At 58.7% G+C, this 20,840-nt stretch carries 14 protein-coding genes; 3 read left to right on the plus strand and 11 right to left on the minus strand.

Annotated features, from left to right (window positions below; genetic code table 11):
- Positions 1–59 precede the first annotated feature (59 nt).
- The 10 genes from Pan181_RS19570 to Pan181_RS19615 all read right to left on the minus strand — a co-directional run bounded on the left by Pan181_RS19570 (position 60) and on the right by Pan181_RS19615 (position 17,173).
- On the minus strand, positions 60–860 hold the full coding sequence (locus Pan181_RS19570) for a DUF1338 domain-containing protein (RefSeq protein ID WP_145249295.1): 801 nt from the start codon (positions 858–860) through the stop codon (positions 60–62).
- Positions 861–1,048: 188 nt separating this feature from the next.
- Positions 1,049–1,654 carry a LutC/YkgG family protein gene (locus Pan181_RS19575; protein WP_145249296.1) on the minus strand — a complete coding sequence of 202 codons (606 nt, stop codon included), beginning with the start codon at positions 1,652–1,654 and terminating at the stop codon, positions 1,049–1,051.
- 42 nt (positions 1,655–1,696) lie between these two features.
- The gene (locus tag Pan181_RS19580) at positions 1,697–3,070 is read right to left on the minus strand and encodes a lactate utilization protein B (RefSeq protein ID WP_145249298.1); all 1,374 of its coding nucleotides are present in this window, start codon (positions 3,068–3,070) and stop codon (positions 1,697–1,699) included.
- Between the two features lie 51 nt (positions 3,071–3,121).
- Positions 3,122–3,889, minus strand: coding sequence for a (Fe-S)-binding protein (locus tag Pan181_RS19585; RefSeq protein WP_145249300.1), 768 nt, complete (start codon positions 3,887–3,889; stop codon positions 3,122–3,124).
- Between the two features lie 27 nt (positions 3,890–3,916).
- On the minus strand, positions 3,917–5,965 hold the full coding sequence (locus Pan181_RS19590) for a DCC1-like thiol-disulfide oxidoreductase family protein (protein ID WP_145249302.1): 2,049 nt from the start codon (positions 5,963–5,965) through the stop codon (positions 3,917–3,919).
- Positions 5,966–6,053: 88 nt separating this feature from the next.
- The gene (locus Pan181_RS19595; protein WP_145249303.1) at positions 6,054–6,266 is read right to left on the minus strand and encodes a SlyX family protein; all 213 of its coding nucleotides are present in this window, start codon (positions 6,264–6,266) and stop codon (positions 6,054–6,056) included.
- A gap of 6 nt (positions 6,267–6,272) precedes the next feature.
- On the minus strand, positions 6,273–7,844 hold the full coding sequence (locus Pan181_RS19600; RefSeq protein ID WP_145249305.1) for a glutamate synthase subunit beta: 1,572 nt from the start codon (positions 7,842–7,844) through the stop codon (positions 6,273–6,275).
- Between the two features lie 89 nt (positions 7,845–7,933).
- A complete protein-coding gene (locus tag Pan181_RS19605; RefSeq protein ID WP_145249307.1) occupies positions 7,934–12,613 on the minus strand; it encodes a glutamate synthase-related protein in 4,680 nt (1,559 codons plus the stop codon).
- Between the two features lie 106 nt (positions 12,614–12,719).
- A complete protein-coding gene (locus tag Pan181_RS19610; RefSeq protein ID WP_145249309.1) occupies positions 12,720–13,670 on the minus strand; it encodes a LysR family transcriptional regulator in 951 nt (316 codons plus the stop codon).
- Positions 13,671–14,077: 407 nt separating this feature from the next.
- Positions 14,078–17,173 (minus strand): glycoside hydrolase family 2 TIM barrel-domain containing protein, encoded by a 3,096-nt coding sequence (locus tag Pan181_RS19615; RefSeq protein ID WP_145249310.1) that lies wholly within the window; start codon positions 17,171–17,173, stop codon positions 14,078–14,080.
- 199 nt (positions 17,174–17,372) lie between these two features.
- Between Pan181_RS19615 and Pan181_RS19620 the strand changes: the two genes are divergently transcribed.
- Positions 17,373–17,987, plus strand: coding sequence for a non-canonical purine NTP pyrophosphatase (locus Pan181_RS19620; RefSeq protein WP_145249312.1), 615 nt, complete (start codon positions 17,373–17,375; stop codon positions 17,985–17,987).
- 307 nt (positions 17,988–18,294) lie between these two features.
- Complete coding sequence (locus tag Pan181_RS19625; RefSeq protein WP_145249314.1) at positions 18,295–18,486, plus strand: hypothetical protein; 192 nt, start codon at positions 18,295–18,297, stop codon at positions 18,484–18,486.
- 20 nt (positions 18,487–18,506) lie between these two features.
- Here the strand turns inward: Pan181_RS19625 and Pan181_RS19630 are convergent, their stop codons facing one another.
- Positions 18,507–19,538, minus strand: coding sequence for an acyl-CoA desaturase (locus Pan181_RS19630; RefSeq protein ID WP_145249316.1), 1,032 nt, complete (start codon positions 19,536–19,538; stop codon positions 18,507–18,509).
- A 628-nt stretch (positions 19,539–20,166) separates the two neighbouring features.
- On the opposite strand from Pan181_RS19630, the gene Pan181_RS19635 reads away from it, so the two are divergent.
- Positions 20,167–20,835, plus strand: coding sequence for a PEP-CTERM sorting domain-containing protein (locus Pan181_RS19635; RefSeq protein ID WP_145249318.1), 669 nt, complete (start codon positions 20,167–20,169; stop codon positions 20,833–20,835).
- Positions 20,836–20,840: the final 5 nt, after the last annotated feature.

Here is a 20,840-nt window from a genome sequence, read left to right on the forward strand (position 1 = left end):
TCTCAAAACAACGGATTAAAACGGTAGCTCTCGGTGAGCCGGGTGAGGGTAACATCCGCCTACTTATTGTCGGTCGACTCGAAAATCTTGTCGGCACTCGTCGCAACAAAACCGGGAAACAGCTTACCGGTGCTGTCGGGATATCGCTTGGCAAACTCGTAGTAACAAGTTGGTACTTCGTGCTGCTCGCCGCCGGCGAAGTCGACCTGCATGCGGTCGGCCATCGTCGATCCTTGCTCCAGGAGCTGCGCTGGCGAGCCTTTCACGCGGCCGCCCGAGTCGTTTACCGCGTAGCCAAGACCTTCCACCACCTGCAGCACTTCTTCGATTTCGGTAGTTTGCGTCAGCTGGTTAACGTTGATCGTAAAGTGATTCGGCCGCAAACCCAACGTGGCCACCCAGGCTGCGTACTCACTCTCGCTCGCGAGCAATTGGTATTCGTCCCAAGTTACCGGGTCCCACAAACGCCCGCTCCACAACACCTCGGGCGATTCCACCTTGGTTGCGTCGACTTGCGAAGCGCATCGCCGGAGGATTTCGCCAGCTTCGGCGCTCAGCTCTTCGACTTTCAGCTCGGAGAGAAAGATACGAGGAGCATCGGGTGCATCGCTCACGTAGCCATAAGCACGCAATTTCTTCGAGGGAAACTCATAAGGCTCCAACTGACGATACCCGAGCGCAAGCACGTGAGGCTCCAAGCGTTCGATGCCAATCGGCTCGAGCCCTAGCGTACGGAAAGCAACATGATCGTTCGAAACCGTCTCGCCCTGTGACTCAAAAGCCTGGCGTATTTGCTGAGCTTGAGGCGCCATGGCGACGTAGTCGGTCCACAGTGAAGAGAAGAATTCCTCGGGGGTCATCGCTTGCTCCTAGTGCAAGGTGCACGCCCATGCTTCCACCTGACCAGCGGTTTACCCGACCAGCAGACTGAAACACGAGAACGGTTAAGTTGCAGCCACCCATAGCGGTGGCTGACGAATGAATCGTCACATAGTCGAGTTTAAGCTGCCGTGTCCCAGCTCTGCAATCACCGTTAGCGCAGGAGTTTCTACACTATGAGCAAGACATCGAGCGATCTTGGCCCCTGGGCACCGATGACGAGCGATTGTTCGATGTCGGCCGTTTTCGAAGGGCCCGCAATAAAGCAGCCAAACGGCGGCGTATCGTCGGTGGCAAAACCGGCCAACCGCTCGTACGCTTGCGGCATATTGTGAACCACCTGGCTTGCGGGCAGTACTAGCACCAGGTGCTCGCAGAGATAATAAACCGCTCGGTGTTTGGCGTTGATGTCGGTAACCCACAGAGCGCCGTTTTCGGCGACACCGAACTCCGCTGGGAGAATCGCCCAATCCAGTCCGGAGAGTTCTTGAGGGGTCTCAAGCTGGTCGAGTTCGAGCGTCGAGCGGCCGACTCCTTCGACGAGCGAAATGGTCTGGGAATCCGCGTTCCCCGAAATGCGCTGCTCGAACCACTCGTTGGCTGAAGCCAAATCGTTCACTCGCAGGCTATTGCCACCGGTCGAGGTAAGCACTTCGCAGAATCGTTCAAGCGGATCGCCGAACGTCTGCCAGTCTTGATCGAGTGAGGGTAGTTCGAATTCCGCAGCGCGGTTCGCTTTAACTTGCTGGAGAATATGCTTGCGAGAAGAACTCATAGTAAATGAATGCAGATTAAGTGATTGCGAACCAACGGCCGGTTACTTTGATCGCTTTGCCTGGCGATCCGCGTAGGCTCGGCGGAAGGATTGTTCGGGCACGACCGGCAGCTCCCGCTGACGGCCCCATGGATTTAGCCGATTGTAAACGAGTGCTCGCGGCAAACAGCGGAGTACCATGCGAGCCATCCGCCCCCCTGCCCGGTACAGCCATGGCCGGCGAAACACCGCGGTGGCAAACCACAACGGCGCCCGCTTGCTCAATGGCAGCAGCCCGCGTTCGGCGATCACTCCACGCAAGGCGTAGAGCTGATGGTGCAACGGAATCTTCACCGGGCAGACTTCCGAGCAGGACCCGCACAAGCTACACGCAAACGGCAAACTCTCGAACTTCGCCGGGTCGCGGACCGGATTGATCACCGAACCAATCGGCCCAGGCACGGTCGCGTGGTAGCTGTGCCCACCGCTCCGGCGATACACCGGGCACGTATTCAAGCAAGCTCCACAGCGAATGCAATTGAGTGAGCGATTGAAGTCTTCGTCGGCCAGGATGCCGCTACGTCCGTTGTCGACCAGAATGATGTGCATCTCCTGACCTTCACGCGGGCGGTGAAAGTGCGAGGAGTAAGCAGTGATCGGCTGACCGGTGGCCGAACGGGCCAATAGCCGCAGGAACACGCCGAGGTGCTCCAGGCGCGGAATCAGCTTCTCGATACCCATCGAAGCAATATGAATGGGAGGGAGCGCGGTACCCAGGTCGGCATTGCCTTCGTTGGTGCAAACCACAATGCCACCGGTTTCGGCAATGGCAAAATTCACCCCCGTGAGTCCAGCGCCAGCGTTTAGCAGCTTGTCGCGCAGATGATTGCGGGCCGCTTCGGTCAGGTAGTTGGGATCGGCCGCTCCAGCTTCGGTTCCGAGTTGCTCGTGGAACAGCTCGCCGACCTCTTCCTTCTTGATATGAATCGCCGGCAGCACGATATGGCTCGGGTGCTCTTTTCGCATCTGCACGATGCGTTCGCCAAGGTCGGTATCGACGACTTCGATGCCGGCAGCTTCGAGGTAAGGATTCAAGCCGCACTCTTCGGTGAGCATCGACTTGCTCTTGACGATGTTCGTGACGCCTTTCTCCTTGAGCAGCTTCAGCACAATCTCGTTGTGCTCCGCCGCATCGCGGGCCCAATGCACCTTGATGCCATGCCGAATCGCGTTTTGCTCGAACTGCTCCAGGTATTCATCCAACCGCGAGAGAGTATGACGCTTGATGGCCGAGGCCGTGCTACGCAGGAGTTCCCACTCAGGCACGCTGGCAGCGGCGAGATCGCGTTTATGGCGGACAAACCAAATGGTTTCGTCGTGCCACTTGGTTCGCTGGGAATCGGCGATGAACTCTCGTGCGGCAGTGGCGTGAGACATATACTCGGCACGGGGCTGAAGGCAACGGAAAGGATAAGCGGAAACGGAATACTACGAACGGGCGGGCGATGGCTGTGGCACTTCGTAGCCGGCTAGGATTTCGGCCACATGCATCACGGCCAGCGGTTTGTTCTGCCGACGGGCGAGTCCCCCCAAGTGCATCAAGCACGACATATCGGCCGAGGCCAACACCTGGGTACCAGCCGATTCGTGATCGGCCAGTCGATCGTTGCCCATCTGGCAACTCACCGCTTCTTCCGAAACAGCAAACGTGCCGCCGAAGCCACAACAATCGTCGGAACGCGACAGCTCCACCAGCTCCAGACCTCGCAGGCCGGCGAGTAGCGAGGCGACTTTATTAAACGGCTGGGCCATGTGTTCGCTGGGATTCCCCAGACGCAGCTCCCGCAGTCCATGGCAAGCATTGTGCAAGCCAACGCGAAAGGGAAACTCCCCTTCAACCTGTTCCACGCCGACCACATCGGTTAGGAACTCGCACAGCTCGAAGGTCTTCTTCGCCATGGCTTCCACGCGCGCATCGGTGCCAAACAGCCCCGCGTAATGATGGCGAACCATCGCGACGCAAGAACCACTGGGTGCGACCACGTATTCGTAGTCCTTAAACGTTTGCAGGAAGTGCTCGGCAACGACTCTCGCATCGTCCTGACAGCCGGTGTTGGCCATCGGCTGACCACAACAAGTCTGTTGTTCTGGATAGTCGACCGTAGCCCCAAACCGCTCAAGTAGATCTACGGTGGCCAATCCCACGCGGGGATAGAACTGGTCGATATAGCAGGGAATGAAGAGTCCGACGTTCACGCGAGTTCCGCTGGGATTCGAGAGAAGCTAGGGAGCCACTTCGTCCCACTCGAAATCGAGCAGGTGTTCGCGCTCCGTGGGTTCGGCAGGCCTGGCTGGGCCCGTTAATTCGTAGGTAGCAATATACACCGACAGCTGCTGGGGATGCGAGTCACCCAAATAACCCGCCTTATCCCACACGGGAACAAACGACTCGGCCAGCTTGCGAAGCTCCTCCCGATCTACAGGTTGTCCGATAAATCGCTTGAGCGGAGGAACATATCGCGACTCGGTAAAATGGTCGCGAAGCGCGTCGTCGTCGAGCACCATGGTCGATCCGTCGGCGAGCACCGCTTCGAACTCTGGCCAACGGATTGTAGAGCTGGAAATCGTATCGAACAGTGGGTAACAGGCAACTGGCCAGGCCATGCGTTTGCGGCCGATTCCGAGTACCACCTGGGCAGAGAGAATCGCCACCGCGACCATGATCAACGGCACCGGCCACCAACGGAGCAACTGCGGTTGCTCGGCAGTCTGGCGAATCGGCACGCTGCAAGCACGCGTATCGGCCACCCGTCGGTAGATGCTCTTGCCCAACGCAGCAACCGGCGGCAAGTACACAATCGGCAACGTGAGCCAGAGCACCGGCATCCGCCAGGCGATTCGCTGGTAGGCGTCGAAACCGCGCGTGATGTGGTACTCGCGGGTCGCTCCGAACTCGGCCGCGTGCATGTCGCGCATCAAGGCGTCGTCTTCCAGATGCCCCAGGCCAAGCTGGTCGATTTGCTCGCGATCAAAAGCACTTACCGGGCGGAGCAGTTTGAGCCAGTCGAGCGCTAGGAGTATCGACATCGTCCGGCGACACATCCGGCAGTTGCCATCGTACATCACGTGCATCGGACCAGCGAACAGCTTTCGGCCGAGATAAGCCAGCAGCCATTGCCAGTCGACGAACATCACGTACATGGCCTGCATGGTGTAGAAGCTGATGTTCATCAGCAATTTGGTCATGTTGTGGAACAACAGTCCCATGCACGCCCACAAGGTGCGAGTCGGCTTCCAAAGCAGTGCGAGCGGCCACCCCAATTCCATGACTACCGCGGTAAGGGCTCCCAGGGCGGCGAAGCCGGGTATCTTGTACAACGGCAGCACTGGCTGGAAGGTCTCGATCTCGAACCACTTCTGCAGCATCTGGTTATTCAGATTGTCGCTGAAGATCCAGGTGGTGCCGTTGCTGGCGATCTTCCAGAAGCCTGGAAAGAAGTAACTGAACGCCAGGACCATCATCGCAAACCGGATCGGCAAGCCATAACGCACAGCACGATGAATGCGGGCGACCTGACCTTGGTCGGCGCGACGGAACGCATAGTACAGTGAGTCGATCGAAAAGCCATCGCCGGCTCGCGAGAGGGCTACCAACAGGCCAATTAGCACTACGTGGTGCATCGTGTGATTCACTTTGCCGGAGCACTGGGGAATGCCCAGCAGATAGAACGATAGCAACACACTTATAAGCGCGGTGGTACGAGTGAAGCAGCCGAGCATCGCCAATACGGTCGCTACGATGGCAATCGGCAGAAGCGTGCCGACGATGTCGACACTAATCGGCAACCGCGACAGGATCGGCCCCGCGACCGAGGGCCAGACGAAGTTCTCTCGCGGCCAGGCAGCAAACTCGAGGATTGGCTCGGTGCACAACAATACTAGCAGCATGCCGAAGACCACCGCGCGGAGCACTCCCAGGTTCAAGGGAGCTTCGGCAGCAAACAGGAATCTCCAGAACCGCCTTCGCAGCGAGTCGATACCGACAAACGCCCCGGCCGACACCGCCAGCAGCGTCGCCAGCGCGGCCGACTTCCAGGCGTAGGCCTGTGCCCAGGCGACGTACCACTCGCGGGTGCGGTCTTCGCCGAGGGCCTCACCGTACTTGCGATGCGACTCGATGCGCTGGTTCATCGAGGCAAATGAGTTGCCATCGAACCCATCGAGGATTAACCGTGGAATGGCCACAAAACTCACGGCCAAAGCCGCGAGCCACCCTACTAGCAAGGCCAGAAGGATTCGCTTTTTCCAAACACTACGAGACGAATCGGGCATCGACAAACTGGCGGCGAACGGGTGGGCAGGCGGGACACTAGCATTCTAGTCTCCCCAGAGCACTCGTCCAGAAAATCCGCCAACAACCCTAATAATGCGGCGGTTTTTCGTGCGGCAAGTCCTCGCCGACCCGTTCCATGTACTCGGCCAGCAGCTTTACTTTCGCTTCCAGCCGGTCGGTTTTCTGCTGCAGTGTGTTGATGTCGCTTTGTTGCGAAGTCACCACACTGTTCAGTGTATCGATCAGGTGCTGCTGGTGGGCCAGCAGTTCTTCGAGTTGGGTCTGACGATCCTCGGCCATCGCGACTTACACCACCTGTTGAGGCAAATTGATGCCGGGAGCCGACATGCTGGTCGAGCCCATCAGGAACTCATCAATCGCCCGAGCGGCGCCGCGGCCTTCGTTAATCGCCCACACGACGAGCGACTGTCCACGTCGGCAGTCGCCAGCGGCAAACACCCCTTCGACGCTCGTCGCAAACTTGCCATGTTCGGCCTTGATGGTCTCCCAGCCGCGACGCGGCTGTTGCTTCTCCAGACCAAGCAAGTCGCCGACTTCGGGCTCGGGACCGACGAAGCCAGTCGCCAGCAGAACCAGGTCGGCAGGCCAAACCTTTTCGCTATCGACCACCTCAGAGAAGGGGGCCATCTCCGTTGGCTTCGACCAGTCGACCTCCACGGTCTTCACGCCGGTGATGTGGCCGTTTTCGCCGACGAATTCTTTGGTCAGCACTTGGTAGACCCGCGGATCGGTTCCCGTGCGAGCTTCCACTTCAGCATGCGAGTAATCCACGCGGAACACTCGCGGCCACTCCGGCCAGGGATTCTGTGGCGAACGCTCGGCGGGCGGCTTGCCGAGCAGTTCGAAGTTGACGATGCTCGTCGCGCCATGGCGGAGCGAAGTACCAATGCAGTCGGCACCGGTGTCGCCGCCGCCGATCACGACGACGTTCTTGCCCTTGGCCGACAGGAACTCACCATCTTTTAGCTCCGAGTCGAGCAGGCTCTTCGTGTTGCGAGTCAGGAAGTCCATCGCGTAATGGATCCCTTCCAGATCCCGACCAGGACACTTGCCGGTGGGATCAAACGGCTTCGTGGCTCCGGTAGCCATCAACAGCGCGTCGTATTCCTTCATGAGGTCATTAGGGTCGATCACGGTGATATCGAGCCCACGCTCTTTCATGATGCCGGTCATGTGGCCCGACTCGAAATCGGTACGACTCCCAACATGCGTGCAAGTGCGGAACTCAACCCCTTCGGCCCGCAACTGGTCGAGGCGGCGTTCCACCACGTCTTTGCCGAGCTTCATGAAAGGAATACCGTACATGAGCAAACCGCCAATGCGATCGGCCCGCTCGAACACAGTGACCGCATGCCCACGGCGGCGCAGCTGCTGAGCCGCCGACAGCCCAGCAGGGCCAGAGCCGACAATCGCGATGCGTTTGCCAGTTTCCTGTTCCGGCGGCTGAGGCTTGATCCACCCTTCTTCCCAACCGCGGTCGATGATCGCGTTCTCGATGTTCTTGATCGTTACCGGCGGTTCGTTGATACCGAGCACGCACGATCCCTCGCACGGCGCGGGACAAGCCCGGCCTGTGAACTCGGGAAAGTTATTCGTCTTGTGCAACCGGTGCAACGCATCGCGCCAGCGACCGTGGTACACCAGGTCGTTCCACTCGGGAATCAGATTGTCGATGGGACAACCCGTATTTGACTGGCAGAAGGGAACACCACAGTCCATGCAACGCGCACCCTGGGTACGCAGCTGCTGCTCAGGCGCAGGCGTGAAAATTTCGAGGTAATCGTTGGAACGCTCCAACGGATCGCGATAGGGAACCGCCTCGCGCTTAAACTCTTGAAATCCAGTAGGTTTGCCCATTGTCGGAGGAGCCAGGGGTCAGGGGTTGTGTAGTGAATATTCGATGTGGATAGGGCTGCGTGCCCGCCGCAGGTCGGCGGGGCTTCGCATCAGGCACCTGCGCCGATCGAGGCGGCCGCCTTTTGTTCTTCCAGTACGCGTTTGTAATCGCGAGGCATCACCTTCACGAACTCGCCGAGCACGTCGTCCCAACGATCGAGTACCTCGGTCGCAATCGACGAACCGGTGTACTTGGCATGCAACTCAATAAGCTCTCGCAGCTCTGCGATATCGGCTTCGTCGACCATATCGTCGAGATCGACCATGCCAAGGTTGCAGTTGATGCGGAACACGTCGCGATCGGGAGCCCATACGTAGGCGACGCCGCCGCTCATGCCGGCCGCGAAGTTACGCCCGGTCGGCCCGAGAATCACGATGCGACCGCCGGTCATGTACTCGCAACCATGGTCGCCGACCCCTTCAATCACCGTGCGGGCACCGGAGTTCCGCACGCAGAAACGTTCGGCCGCTCGCCCGCGGAAGAAGGCTTCGCCGCTGGTGGCTCCGTACAAACAAACGTTACCCACCAGAATGTTCTCTTCGGGAGCAAACGTCGACGACTTCGGTGGATAGACAATCACGCGCCCACCCGACAAGCCTTTGCCGATGTAGTCGTTGCCGTCGCCTTCGAGTTCGAGCGTTACGCCCTTGGCCAGGAAGGCTCCAAAGCTCTGACCGGCCGAACCGTTGAACTTGAAGTGGATGGTGCCATCGGGCAGTAGGTCTTGGCCCCACTTCTTGGCAATTTCGTTCGACAGGATGGTGCCAACCGTGCGGTCGGTATTGATGATTTCGAGTTCTGCCTTCACCGGCTTGCCATCTTCGAGAGCTGGCTTCGCGAGGTCGAGCAGTTTGCGAATATCGAGCGACAGGTCGAGGCCGTGATCCTGAGCTTGGGTGCAGTACACGCCAACGTCGGGTCGCGGCTTGACGGCCGGCGTGAGCAACTTGCTGAGGTCGAGCCCTTCGGCCTTCCAGTGAGCAATCGCTTCGGAGGTATTGAGACAATCGACTCGGCCAACCATCTCTTCGATGGTACGGAACCCGAGTTCGGCCATCAGCTTGCGAGCCTCTTCGGCAACCATGAACAGGTAGTTCACCACGTGTTCTGGCTTGCCTTTGAACTTCTTGCGGAGCTCGGGATCCTGCGTCGCGACACCTACCGGGCAGGTATTCAGGTGACACTTACGCATCATGATGCAGCCCAGGGTAATGAGCGGAGCGGTCGAGAAACCGAACTCTTCGGCCCCGAGCATCGCCGCGATCACCACATCGCGACCGGTCTTCAAACCACCATCGGTTTGCAACACCACGCGACTTCTGAGGTCGTTCATCACGAGCGTCTGATGCGTTTCGGCGATGCCAAGTTCCCAAGGTAATCCGGCATGCTTGATGCTCGTCAGCGGCGAAGCACCGGTGCCGCCGCCGTCGCCGGAAATCAGAATATGATCGGCGTAGCCCTTGGCCACACCGGAAGCGATGGTGCCGACACCGACCTCGGATACCAGCTTCACGCTGATGCGAGCCGAGCGGTTCGCATTCTTCAGGTCGTGAATCAGCTGCTTGAGATCCTCAATCGAATAAATATCGTGATGCGGCGGGGGCGAAATCAAACCGACGCCCGGCGTCGAGTAACGAATGCGGGCGATGTTGTCATCGACCTTACGGCCTGGCAACTCGCCACCTTCGCCCGGCTTTGCACCTTGTGAGATCTTGATTTGAATCTCGTCGGCGTTCGACAGGTAGTTGATGGTCACGCCGAACCGACCGGAGGCCACTTGCTTGATGGCACTACGGCGCGAGTCGCCATTGTCGTCGGGAGTCCAACGCTTGGGGTCTTCGCCACCTTCGCCGGTGTTGCTCTTGCCGCCGAGGCGGTTCATGGCAATCGCCAGCGACTCGTGGGCTTCGGCCGAAATCGAGCCGAACGACATCGCCCCGGTGCAGAACCGTTTGACAATGTCTTTGGCCGATTCGACTTCGTCGATCGAGATCGGACCATTGTTCACGCCCGACTTGAAGGTCAGCAACCCACGCAACTGGCAACGGGTCCGCGAATCGTTATTGATGTGGTTGGCAAACCGCTCGTAGGCACCCGCATCGCCTGCGCGAGCGGCCACCTGGATATCGGCAATCGCGGTGGGATCCCACATATGGCGTTCGCCCTCGGCACGCCAGTGGAACTCGCCTGGATTCGGCAACACGGGGAGCTTGGGGACGCCCTTCTCGGGATAGGCCAAAGCATGGCGACGCATTGCCTCTTCGGCCAGGACGTCCCAACCAACACCTTGGATGCGACTGGCGGTTCCGACGAACGCCCGGCCGATCACTTCGTCTCGCAGTCCGAGGGCTTCGAAAATCTGCGCCCCCTTGTAGCTCTGCAAAGTGGAAATGCCCATCTTGGCCATCACCTTGAGCATGCCCTTGGTGATACCTTTGCGATAGCGAGCCGCCAGTTCGTGATCTTCGCGCGTCACCGGATCGTAAAGTTCGTCGTCGAGCCCGATGGCGGGATGCTCGCGGTTTTCGCCCGATTCTTCCTCGTCCAACTGCATGTCGCAGTCATCGAGCATTCCATCACGGCGTGCTTTCCACAACGCTTCGAAGGCCAAGTAAGGATTAATGGCATCGGCCCCGTAGCCAATCAACAAACAGTGATGATGCACTTCGCGGGCTTCGCCGGTTTCGACCACGATACCCACACGAGTACGCTTGGCAACCTTCACCAGATGATGGTGCACCGCACCGACCGCCAGTAGCGAACTTACCGGCACCCGATCGGCACTTATCGCGCGGTCGGAAAGGACGATGATCGTGTAACCGTCGTCGATGGCAATCTCGGCTTCAGCACAAATGCGATCGAGCGCTTGCACCATGCCTTCCTTACCGGCCGCACGCGACCAGGTAATATCGATGGTGCGAGTCTTCCAATCGCCGGCCACTTCGGGATTGTCTTCTATATGCAATAGTGCAGCGAGTTGCTCGTTCGAAAGGAACGGATGCAGTAGACGCAACCGATGAGCATGGCCAGCGGTGCTCTCGAGCAGGTTCTGCTCAGGGCCAATGTAGCACTCGAGCGACATAATGACCTCTTCGCGAATCGAGTCGATCGCGGGGTTGGTCACCTGGGCGAATAGCTGCTTAAAGTAGTCGTACAGCATCCGTGGCTTGTCCGACAAGCAGGCCAGGCACGAGTCGTTACCCATCGAGCCAATCGGGTCTTTCTCGACCTTGACCAGCGGCAACAGCATGAAGTGCATGGTTTCGAGCGTGTAGCCAAACGCCTGCATCCGCTGTAGCAGGCTCTTGGGATAGAACCCGTGCGGCTCTTTGTTTGGCTTGAGATCGTTCAGATCGATCCGCTGCTGGCGAAGCCATTCGGCGTATGGCCGGCGGCTGGCAAAGTCGTGCTTCAGCTCGTCGTCGGGAATCAGTCGGCCTTGCTCGAAGTCGACCAGGAACATGCGGCCCGGTTGCAAACGGCCTTTGATTTTCACGTTCTCCGGCTCGATGCTCGGCAACACACCCGCTTCGCTAGCCATGATCACGCGATCGTCGTGCGTCACGTAGAAACGGCTGGGACGCAGACCGTTGCGGTCGAGCGTTGCTCCGATGTACTTGCCATCGGTGAACGCGACCGATGCGGGACCATCCCATGGCTCCATGAGGGCCGAGTGATATTCGTAGAACGCCCGCTTATCCTCTGGCATGGTCGCATGGTTTTGCCACGCCTCGGGAATCATCATCATCACGGCTTCTTGCAGCGTGCGGCCGTTCATCAGTAGGAATTCAAGCGCGTTGTCGAACGTACCCGAGTCGCTGCAGTCGGGCTCGACTACGGGGAACAGCTTTTGAAGCTCGTCGCCAAACAGTTCGCTCTTCACTACGCCTTGGCGGGCGAACATCCAATTCGCGTTGCCGCGAACCGTGTTGATTTCGCCATTGTGGCTCATGAACCGCAGCGGCTGCGCCCGATCCCACGAAGGGAACGTGTTGGTCGCGAACCGCGAGTGGACCATCGCCAAATGGCTGGTGAAGCGCTCGTCGGCCAGGTCGGGATAGTACTGGAACAACTGGTCGGTGGTGAACATTCCCTTGTAGATGATCACCTTGGTCGACAGCGAGCAGATGTAGAACATCTTAGCTTGCGACATCGACTGGTCGGTTCGTAGCTTGTTGCTGGCCTGCTTGCGGATGAGATAGACCTGGCGCTCGAAGGCCTCGCCTTGGAAACCGTCGCCGGCGGCGATCACCAACTGTTCGATGTGCGGTTCGCTGGCCTGGGCAGTGGGCCCCAGATCGGCTTTTGCCCGATCGACCGGCACGGTCCGCCAACCGACGAGTTTTTGCCCTTGTGCAACAACCAATTGGTTGACCACCTGCTTGCATTGAGCACGTTGCTTCTCGTCGCGTGGCAAGAACACATTACCAGCGGCAAACAACCCGGGAGCCGGCAGTTCGACCCCGAGATCCGCTTTGACGACTTGCGACAGGAATTCATGCGGCAGCGCGGTGAGGATGCCTGCACCGTCGCCGGTGTTCGGTTCGCACCCACACGCCCCACGGTGATCCATGTTGCGAAGCACAATCTCAGCATCCACCAGGATTTGATGGCTGCGTTCGCCTTTGATATGGGCGACAAACCCGACACCACAGGCATCGTGTTCAAAGGCCGGATCGTACAGGCCTTGCTGAGGGGGCAGGTGCGTAAGTTGATGTCGAGTATCCATGACGGCGGTCCTTGAGGGATTCGTCGGTCCCACCCGGGAGGAGCTCTGCGGTCAGCGGGCCTGGTGGCTCGCTGCCTTGGAGGTCTCACCGGAAGGGTGAGACCTCTTAAGCTTTCACGGTGTGGTTATGGTTAGCTGTCGCTTGGGAGTCTATCAGAGGAGCTACGAGCTGATCGTCGGCGTGCTGCTGGAGGTACTCCAGGAAGCGCTTGGCCGTATTGCTCAGCTCGTGATCGCGATGGTACATGATGCCCAGCGGGCGAGTGATTTGCTGGCCGCTTAGTTCGATCGCGACAAGCGATCCGGCAGCCAGCTCGTGCTGCACAGTTGGCTCAGGCAACAGGCTCATGCCATGCCCGGCTTCTACAGCACGCTTGATGATTTCGATGTTGTCGAATTCCGAACCGACGGAAACTTGCACGTTGCGGAGTGCGAACTGGCGATCGATCTCTTCGCGAATCTTCAGTCCGCGGGCGAAGGCCACCATGGTCTCGCCGTTGAGTTTCTCGAGCGGCACACGGTCACTGTCAGCCAGGCTGTGCGAAGGAGGAACCACGATGACCATCGGCTCGTTGCGCCAGCGAACTGCGGCGAGCACCTTGGTTTCTTGCGGGTAACTGACGATACCGAAGTCGGCCTGATGCGTTTCGACCAGTTCAATCACGCGGTCGGGATGCAGGAACTCCAGACGTACATCGCTGTCGGGATAGTTGGTGCGGAAATCACTAAGGAACTGGCTCATGTGCGCCAAGCCGACCGAGTAGATCGAAGCAACATTCACCCGGGCTTCAGCGGCATCGTGCAGCGAACGCACTTTGCGTTCGAGCGAATCGTACGACACCAGCAGCTTGCGACACCCCTCGTAGTACTGCTCGCCTTCGGCAGTCAGCACAAACGGGCGGCGCGAGCGATCGAGCAACTGCACGCCTAGGTGTTGTTCTAACTGATGCACCGCTTGGCTAGCATTCGGCTGCGATACACCGTTCGCGTCCGCAGCTCGTGAGAAGCTACGGTGGCGGACAACGTCGCAGAAGATTCTTAGCGGTTTGAAGTACATACAGTTTCCAAGCGTTTGTCGGCGCGCTCCTTAAGCCGCGAGGCCAGCTTTCGTGGAAAGTGACCTCTGATGTCTAGTCTCTGTGCCGATCCCCTCTAACCGGCGAGCGATTTCGCGGATGAATTACGTCCGGAAGAAAAGCCAAGCTGAGCCACCAGTGGGACATAAGTGCCCCGCATAGTTGGCCTCCGCAAAATCGCGAATACGAATGCTAGCCAGTCCGCACTTCGCTTGTCAATGCCCTAGCCAGGGGAATCACAGCCCAGGCGGGACAATAGATAAACTTTAGTTACCGATACCATTCACACATTCGGCCAGCCGCAGGCGCGATCGCTATCGAATCGCCCTCGAAAATAAGGCAATTTGTACTAGCATGGCCGCCCCCCGCGGGGGGAATCGGCTACAGGTTACCGAAGCGGCGATAACCGGAATCGCAGCGTGTGGCTCTCGTTACCCGGCAGCGTGTACTCCTCGTGGGTGCGGGCGCCCCAGGAGTTATCGCCGCCGACGCCGTGCACCTTGGAGTCGATGAACACGGTGTTGAACGGCCGCCGCGGCAAGTCGTACTCATGCTTCGCCTGCATCAAGTCGTCGAGCGTATAAGGCAACACGCTGAAGCTCACAGGCTGCTGCGTCGCTTCTACGCGGAGCCCGTCGCCCGACTTGCCAGCGATTGAGAACCACCGCGTATCGGTGCGGTTACCAGTGTCCTGACTACGCACGTACGCGTAAGGCATCTCCTCAGCGGTCGATTCGTACAGGGCGATCTCACCGCCCGACTTGCGATCCCAATACGTTTCGTGAGGACCACGACCATACCATTCGATCTGGTCGATGTTCTGCGGCAAGGCCATCGTCATGCCGAACCGCGGCAACAACGGCATCGCCCGGTCTTGCTTGGGATCGACCACCAACTGCACGTCGACTTCGCCGGTACCAGCGACGTAGTAGTCCGCCTTCAACTCCGCGTTGTGCGCGGTCGGCAACAGCCACTCCACGGTCACCATGACTCCATTGCCCTTCTTGGTCGCGTCGATGCTCTTCAGCTCAGCTGCGTCGGCCGCCCGCATCCAACCACGGAAGTCCTTGCGGTAGATGTCTTGCGCCCGCTGGTTGTCGTTCGGCACCTTGCGGAAGTTCGGCACAAGCGGCGCGGCCAGCAGTTCGCGTCCGGCAGCCTGGAAGGCGGTGAGCGCTCCGTTGGCTTTGCTGAACGTCACTTGGAAGTCGTCGCCAACCACGCGGACGATCGCATCGGTCTCCTGCAGTTCAATCGGTCCGGCTTTGGCTTCACTGGCTGGCTTGGCCGAGGTGGTGCCGATCTCCATCTGGTCCCAGGCCACCACGTGACCGGCTGGTGCCCAGAGGCTTTCTTTGGCCAGCTCAAACGAAACAGTCAGCAATGCTTCGCCAGCAGGAAGCTTCGGCCATTGAATCGAGGCTTGAATATCCTCGCCAGCCGGAACATCGAGCTTGCCCAACGAACCGCGGCTGGCCACTTTGCCATCGACCCGCACGGTCCACTTTGCCACGTACTGATTCAGATTCGCGAACGTATTCTTGTTGGTCACCAGGATCATGCCATGGTTGATGTCGACCGGCGTGACCTTAATGTTCTGGTACACCTTCTTCACTTCCCACGCATGCGGATTCAGCACGCGGTCGGCTCGGATCACCCCGTTGCAGCAGAAGTTGCCATCGTTGGGGATGTCGCCAAAGTCGCCACCGTAGGCGAGGAACTGCTTGATGCCGCGGTCGTTTTCCGGGGCCTCTTTCCACAGCGCCTGATCCACCCAGTCCCAGATGCAGCCACCCTGCAGGTAAGGCGACGCTTCGATCACGTCCCAGTAGTCCTGCAGGTTGCCGACGCTGTTACCCATCGCGTGGGCGTACTCGCATTGGATCAGCGGGCGGGTCTGCGGCTGGCTGCCGTACTCTTTGATGCGTTCAATCCCGGCGTACATCGGGCAGACAATATCGCTGTTCGTGTCGCGACCTTCGTAGGCTTGCTCGTATTGCACCGGGCGCGAGGGATCGGTCCGCTTAAACCAGGCGTAATTGTTCTCGAAGTTCGCTCCGTTGCCGGCTTCGTTGCCCATCGACCAGATGATGACCGAGGGGTGATTCTTGTCGCGGCCGACCAGGTTCTTCGCCCGATCGAGATGCGCCGGGCCCCAGCTTGGTTGCTTGGCCAGCGAACCGCCGCCGTAGCCCATGCCGTGCGATTCGATGTTTGTCTCGTCGATCACGTACAGCCCGATTTCGTCGCACAGTTCGTACCAATACGGATCGTCAGGATAGTGACAAGTTCGCACGGTGTTCACGTTCAACTGCTTCATCAGCTTCGCGTCCTGCAGCATCGACTCGCGGCTCACGTAGTGACCGGTCGTCGGATCGTGCTCGTGACGATTTACCCCTTTCACGAGGATCGGCTGGCCGTTTACTTTCAGCTGGCCATCCTCGATCTCCACGGTGCGGAAGCCAACGCGGTAGCTGACCGCTTCGATCACTTCGCCTTGCCGGCCGATAGTTTTGACCAGCACCTTGTACAAGTTCGGGGTCTCCGCGGTCCACTTCGCAGGGTTCTTCACCGCGATCGGAGCGGTGCGAACCGAGGTGGCATCGTGCCCTACGGCCACGTCCTTGGTGACCGCTTCGCCGAGCTTTCGGCCTTCGCTATCGAGCAGCTCCACGTGCAGATCGACGTGCCATGGCCCTTCGGCGTAGTTAATCAGCTCGACATCTGCGTACAGCTCGCCATCTTCGTACTTCTTATCCAGCGTTGGATGCAGCGCGACGTCGCGCAGATGAGTCATGCCGGTCGTGTAAAGTTGCACGTTGCGGAAGATGCCGCTCAGGCGATAGAAGTCCTGGTCTTCCAAGTAACTTCCATCGCTGTAGCGATACACTTCGACCGCGATCGTGTTGTCGCCCGGCTTCAGGTACTTCGTCAAATCGAAGATCGCCGGCGTGCGACTGTCCTGGCTGTAGCCGACCTTCTCGCCGTTTACCCACAGGTAGAACGCCGAGTCGACTCCATCGAACTGCACGAACACAGGCTTGCCTTCCCAGTCCTCTGGCACCGCGAACGTGCGACGGTACGAACCCACTGGATTGCGATCTTTATAATTTGTGTAGTTCGCAGGGGGCTCGCCCATCACTCGCGGCGGGTCGACCTTGAACGGATAAGTGACGTTCGTGTAGAGCGGCACTCCATAGCCTTGCAGTTGCCAGTTGCCTGGCACCGCGATCTCGTCCCATTCTTCGGTGCTGAACTCCGGCTTGAAGAACTCTTCCGGACGGCTCGATGGATCGGGCGACCACTTGAACTTCCACTGACCATTGAGCGTTTGCACCCAAGGATTCGTCTCCGCATTGCGCTCGAGCGCTACCTCTTCGCTGGGAGCCGGGTAGCCGGTCGCCCGCGGAAGCTCCTTGTTCACGCGGAACACCCGCTCGTTTTCCCAATCGGGTTGGGCAGTTACCACGGGGGTTAAAGTCATACAGATCAGAAGCAGGAAAAGTGTTCGGACCACGATCTACCACCTTGTTAGCAATCGATGAATCGAAAAAACCTAAACGGTCATTATAAATGCGCCCCACGAGAATCGCCACACTTCGCAGCGGGGGCAACCCGCAGCATGGCGGGCCGGTGTCGTAAGTGTACCTTCTTTTCGTTTCCGCATACGGTAAACTGCGGAAATGACACCTCCACTAGTAATTGGAACACACAACAAGAAGAAAGGTGCCGAGCTTGCCGAAATGCTCGCCCCTTTTCATCTGTCCGTCGCCACGCTGGCCGACTTCGCCAACGCGATCGAAGTCGTCGAGGATGGCGACAGCTTTGCCGCCAATGCGCGGCTAAAAGCCGTGCAACAGGCCCAAAACCTCGGTGCCTGGGTGCTGGCCGACGATAGTGGCATCCAGATCGACGCCCTCGACGGAGCACCCGGCATCTTCTCGGCTCGGTTTGCCGGTGCCGACGCGACCGACGACGACAATAACCGGCTGCTGCTCGAGAAGCTCGACGGACTGCCGCCCGAGCGCCGCGGGGCACAGTATTACTGTCACGTGACGCTCGCCGACCCCACCGGCGAGGTACGCGCCGAAACTTCGGCCACCTGCCGGGGGGTGATTCGCACCAAGCCTTCCGGCACCAACGGGTTTGGCTACGACCCGCTCTTTGAAGTCCGCGAGTACCATCGCACGTTCGGCGAACTCGGCCCCGCGGTGAAGCGGGCGCTCAGCCACCGCTCGCGGGCGATGCGGGCGATCGTGCCGAGGATTGTCGCCTTGTTAGGCGAATCGGCCCAATAAGGATGCCCGGTGATTCGCTGCCGATTTCGGGCGTTCCCCGAATAGATTCCCAATTTTCCCACCGATGGGAAAATTGAATCTTCGCCCACGCTATGAAACCAGTGGTTTTCGGCCTGAAATAGATTCCCATTTCCCAAAACGCATCCGATGGGAATCTATTTTCGCGCTGCGCAATTACCGTAAGTTGTTTTACAAAAGCGACTTACGGCAACACGTCCGGTGAAGTTGCCCAAAATAGATTCCCACCCATGGGAAACTATTCTCGCGGGATCTCCCACCTCGGAACCGGGGGGCGAGAGACGGCTCGATGGCCATCAGCTGCCAACCAGAACTGGCCTACCAAGTTTTCAAACAGCGCAGCACCGATCCGCTGGTGGTGCACGCTCTATTAGAGAAAAACTGGTGGCCAATTGCGATCAAAAAACCGTCGGATCCCGAAGTTGCTGAACCTCGGAATTCATTCCAGATTTCGCTTGGCAAAAATGGCCACCCTCGCTGAACGTGCGTGGGCAACTTGGCCTAGTCGACCTGGAAGTGGGGCTTGGGCACTTCGCGTTTGGTCCAAGCCTTTGGCCGGACCACTTGCTGGACAATGCCGAGCTTCTCGAGCATCAGGATGGTCAGCCAGGTGATGTCGAACTCCCACCATTTATGCCCGTGGGCGGCTGAGCGTTGGTCGGCGTGGTGGTTGTTGTGCCAGCCTTCGCCATTGCTTACGAGTCCAATGAGAATGTTGTTTTGGCTGTTCTCGCGGGTCTCGTAATTCTGGTAACCCCATAAATGGGTAACCGAGTTCACGCTCCACGTGATATGCCAGGTGAGCACGGTTCGCAGCAGCACGCCCCACACCACCAGGCTTGCGCCGAATTGCACCCCGGCCATCACGCTGCCTGCAGTCAGCCAACCGATGGTGAAGCCGGCCAGATAGAACAGCAGCGCGTGCCCGATGTAGATGATCGCCCACAGCGAGTGGCGTTCGAGCTGCATGTAGAAGCGATCTTTAAGAATGTCGCGAGCGAAGCGTTCGTAGTAGTTCACGTTGCGAAAGTCGCGATTCACCACCATCAACCAGCCACAATGGCCCCACAAGAAATTCACTAGCGGGCTATGGGGATCGGGCTGCGTATCAGAGTACTTATGGTGCATGCGATGCATCGCCACCCAGCAAGCGGGCGTGTCCTGCAGCGTGCAAACGCCAAGCAACGCGAGACCATGCTCGAGCCACTTCGGCGCGACGAAGCCTTGATGCGTTAGCAAGCGGTGATAACAGAGGTTAATGCCGAGGGTGCCAAACACGTACAGCCCGAGGAAGCAGAGCGCTACGCCGGTCCAGCTGAACAGCCACGGCACGAAAGCCAGGCAAGCGAGCAGATGAATCAGACCGATGCTGATCGCGTACTGCCAACGGATGCGGACCGGATTCGTCGTCGCATCAGGCCACGCGAGCGGATCGCGAAAGCGAGGATCGTCGTCGGCCACTTCGTCGTGTTCGTCGATGGAGTTGGAAAGTCGGTCCAACTCTACTTCTTCCGATACCGTATCGGTTGCCATGTTCGACTCGTACTCGTTGCTAGGAGGGGGAAATCGTCGTCAGAAAGAGCGAGCCACGCGGTCGGTTGCGATCAAAGCAGGAGGATCGGCCGCGTCCATTTCAGAGAGCCCTCCTCGCAAACTGCCTTAGTGTAGGGTGCCGACTATCACCTACGCTAGGCAACGCGCTGGAAATCGGTATCAAAAAAACGCAACTTGTTGCAGAGTCGCTCCTCGATGGCTGTCGACGACGACCAAACCAACCACTGTCGGAGGGCATCCGAGTTGCGAGCGGACCTGGCATCGGAGGGATCGACGATCACCATCGGTAAGAGGCCGACTGTCGTTGTTCACGCGGTAGGTTTTCGGAATAGTTGGCTGAAAAGCCGGAATGTCGCCATCGAATCTTCGTAGTGTCCGCAGACTTTGCAACGCCATCGAAGGGCTAATTTCCGGGATCGTCTTAATCCACATGCTTATTGTCAGTTTTTTCTTGACTATTGGATGCAACTTCGCTGGAATGGTGCGTGGGCGGAGGGAACGATAGCAAGTGCGTGCGCACTCTGTGCATGCTGGTGTTCTGCTGGTTTCCTTTTTGTAGTGATACGACATCTTTTTGTGTACCTATTTATTTGTAGGAGGAGACCTCGTGCTCAAGAGAATCTGGATGGCAACCATTGTTGCCTTGCTATGCGCCCCAGGGGCCATGGCTCAAGTCATCTATGAAGAAGACTTCAGTGGCTCGGACGGTGGCTACACGGTGACCGACGACAATGCCCCCGAAAGTCCTTGGACGTATGATTCGGTGGCCGAAGCTTGGTTTACCGATGGTACCTCTGAAAAGGGCGAACCTTCACACACTCGACTCACCAGTCCGCTGATCGACATCACCGAAACGGGTGCGGTTGATCTTTCTTTCTCGCACTTCTATAGCATTGAAGGTGGTGCCTGGGATGGCGGTGCCGTATTCACGAGTGTCAACGGCGGTACTTTCGAGCAAGTGCTCAGCGATGCCTTTACCGAAAATGGCTACACCGCGTTCGACCTGATTGGCAACCACGACCTAAATGGTCTTGATGGTTTTGGTGACGATTCGGTTGGCTACCCTGCCCCGATCACCAGCACCGCGAGCCTCGGCACGATGACCGCTGGCGACACCCTGGCCATCCAGTTCCTGATGGCCAACGACGAGTACTCCAAAGGTGCTTCGCTGCCAAACTGGCAAATCGAGAGCGTCTCGCTGACGGCCGTGCCTGAGCCCACTTCGTTGGCTCTGCTGGCCGTTTGTGGCCTGCTCGCGCTGCGTGTTCGCCGCTAACGCTT

Origin of the sequence: Aeoliella mucimassa (genome assembly GCF_007748035.1) — a bacterium.
Lineage (GTDB): Bacteria > Planctomycetota > Planctomycetia > Pirellulales > Lacipirellulaceae > Aeoliella > Aeoliella mucimassa.

What these genes read in the sequence shown, in the direction of transcription:
- Pan181_RS19595 (WP_145249303.1), bottom strand. Translation starts at nt 6,266, where the DNA reads ATGGCCGAGGATCGTCAGACCCAACTCGAAGAACTGCTGGCCCACCAG.
- Pan181_RS19620 (WP_145249312.1), top strand. Translation starts at nt 17,373, where the DNA reads ATGACACCTCCACTAGTAATTGGAACACACAACAAGAAGAAAGGTGCC.
- Pan181_RS19610 (WP_145249309.1), bottom strand. Translation starts at nt 13,670, where the DNA reads ATGTACTTCAAACCGCTAAGAATCTTCTGCGACGTTGTCCGCCACCGT.
- Pan181_RS19590 (WP_145249302.1), bottom strand. Translation starts at nt 5,965, where the DNA reads ATGCCCGATTCGTCTCGTAGTGTTTGGAAAAAGCGAATCCTTCTGGCC.
- Pan181_RS19615 (WP_145249310.1), bottom strand. Translation starts at nt 17,173, where the DNA reads ATGACTTTAACCCCCGTGGTAACTGCCCAACCCGATTGGGAAAACGAG.
- Pan181_RS19600 (WP_145249305.1), bottom strand. Translation starts at nt 7,844, where the DNA reads ATGGGCAAACCTACTGGATTTCAAGAGTTTAAGCGCGAGGCGGTTCCC.
- Pan181_RS19605 (WP_145249307.1), bottom strand. Translation starts at nt 12,613, where the DNA reads ATGGATACTCGACATCAACTTACGCACCTGCCCCCTCAGCAAGGCCTG.
- Pan181_RS19575 (WP_145249296.1), bottom strand. Translation starts at nt 1,654, where the DNA reads ATGAGTTCTTCTCGCAAGCATATTCTCCAGCAAGTTAAAGCGAACCGC.
- Pan181_RS19570 (WP_145249295.1), bottom strand. Translation starts at nt 860, where the DNA reads ATGACCCCCGAGGAATTCTTCTCTTCACTGTGGACCGACTACGTCGCC.
- Pan181_RS19625 (WP_145249314.1), top strand. Translation starts at nt 18,295, where the DNA reads ATGGCCATCAGCTGCCAACCAGAACTGGCCTACCAAGTTTTCAAACAG.
- Pan181_RS19580 (WP_145249298.1), bottom strand. Translation starts at nt 3,070, where the DNA reads ATGTCTCACGCCACTGCCGCACGAGAGTTCATCGCCGATTCCCAGCGA.
- Pan181_RS19630 (WP_145249316.1), bottom strand. Translation starts at nt 19,538, where the DNA reads ATGGCAACCGATACGGTATCGGAAGAAGTAGAGTTGGACCGACTTTCC.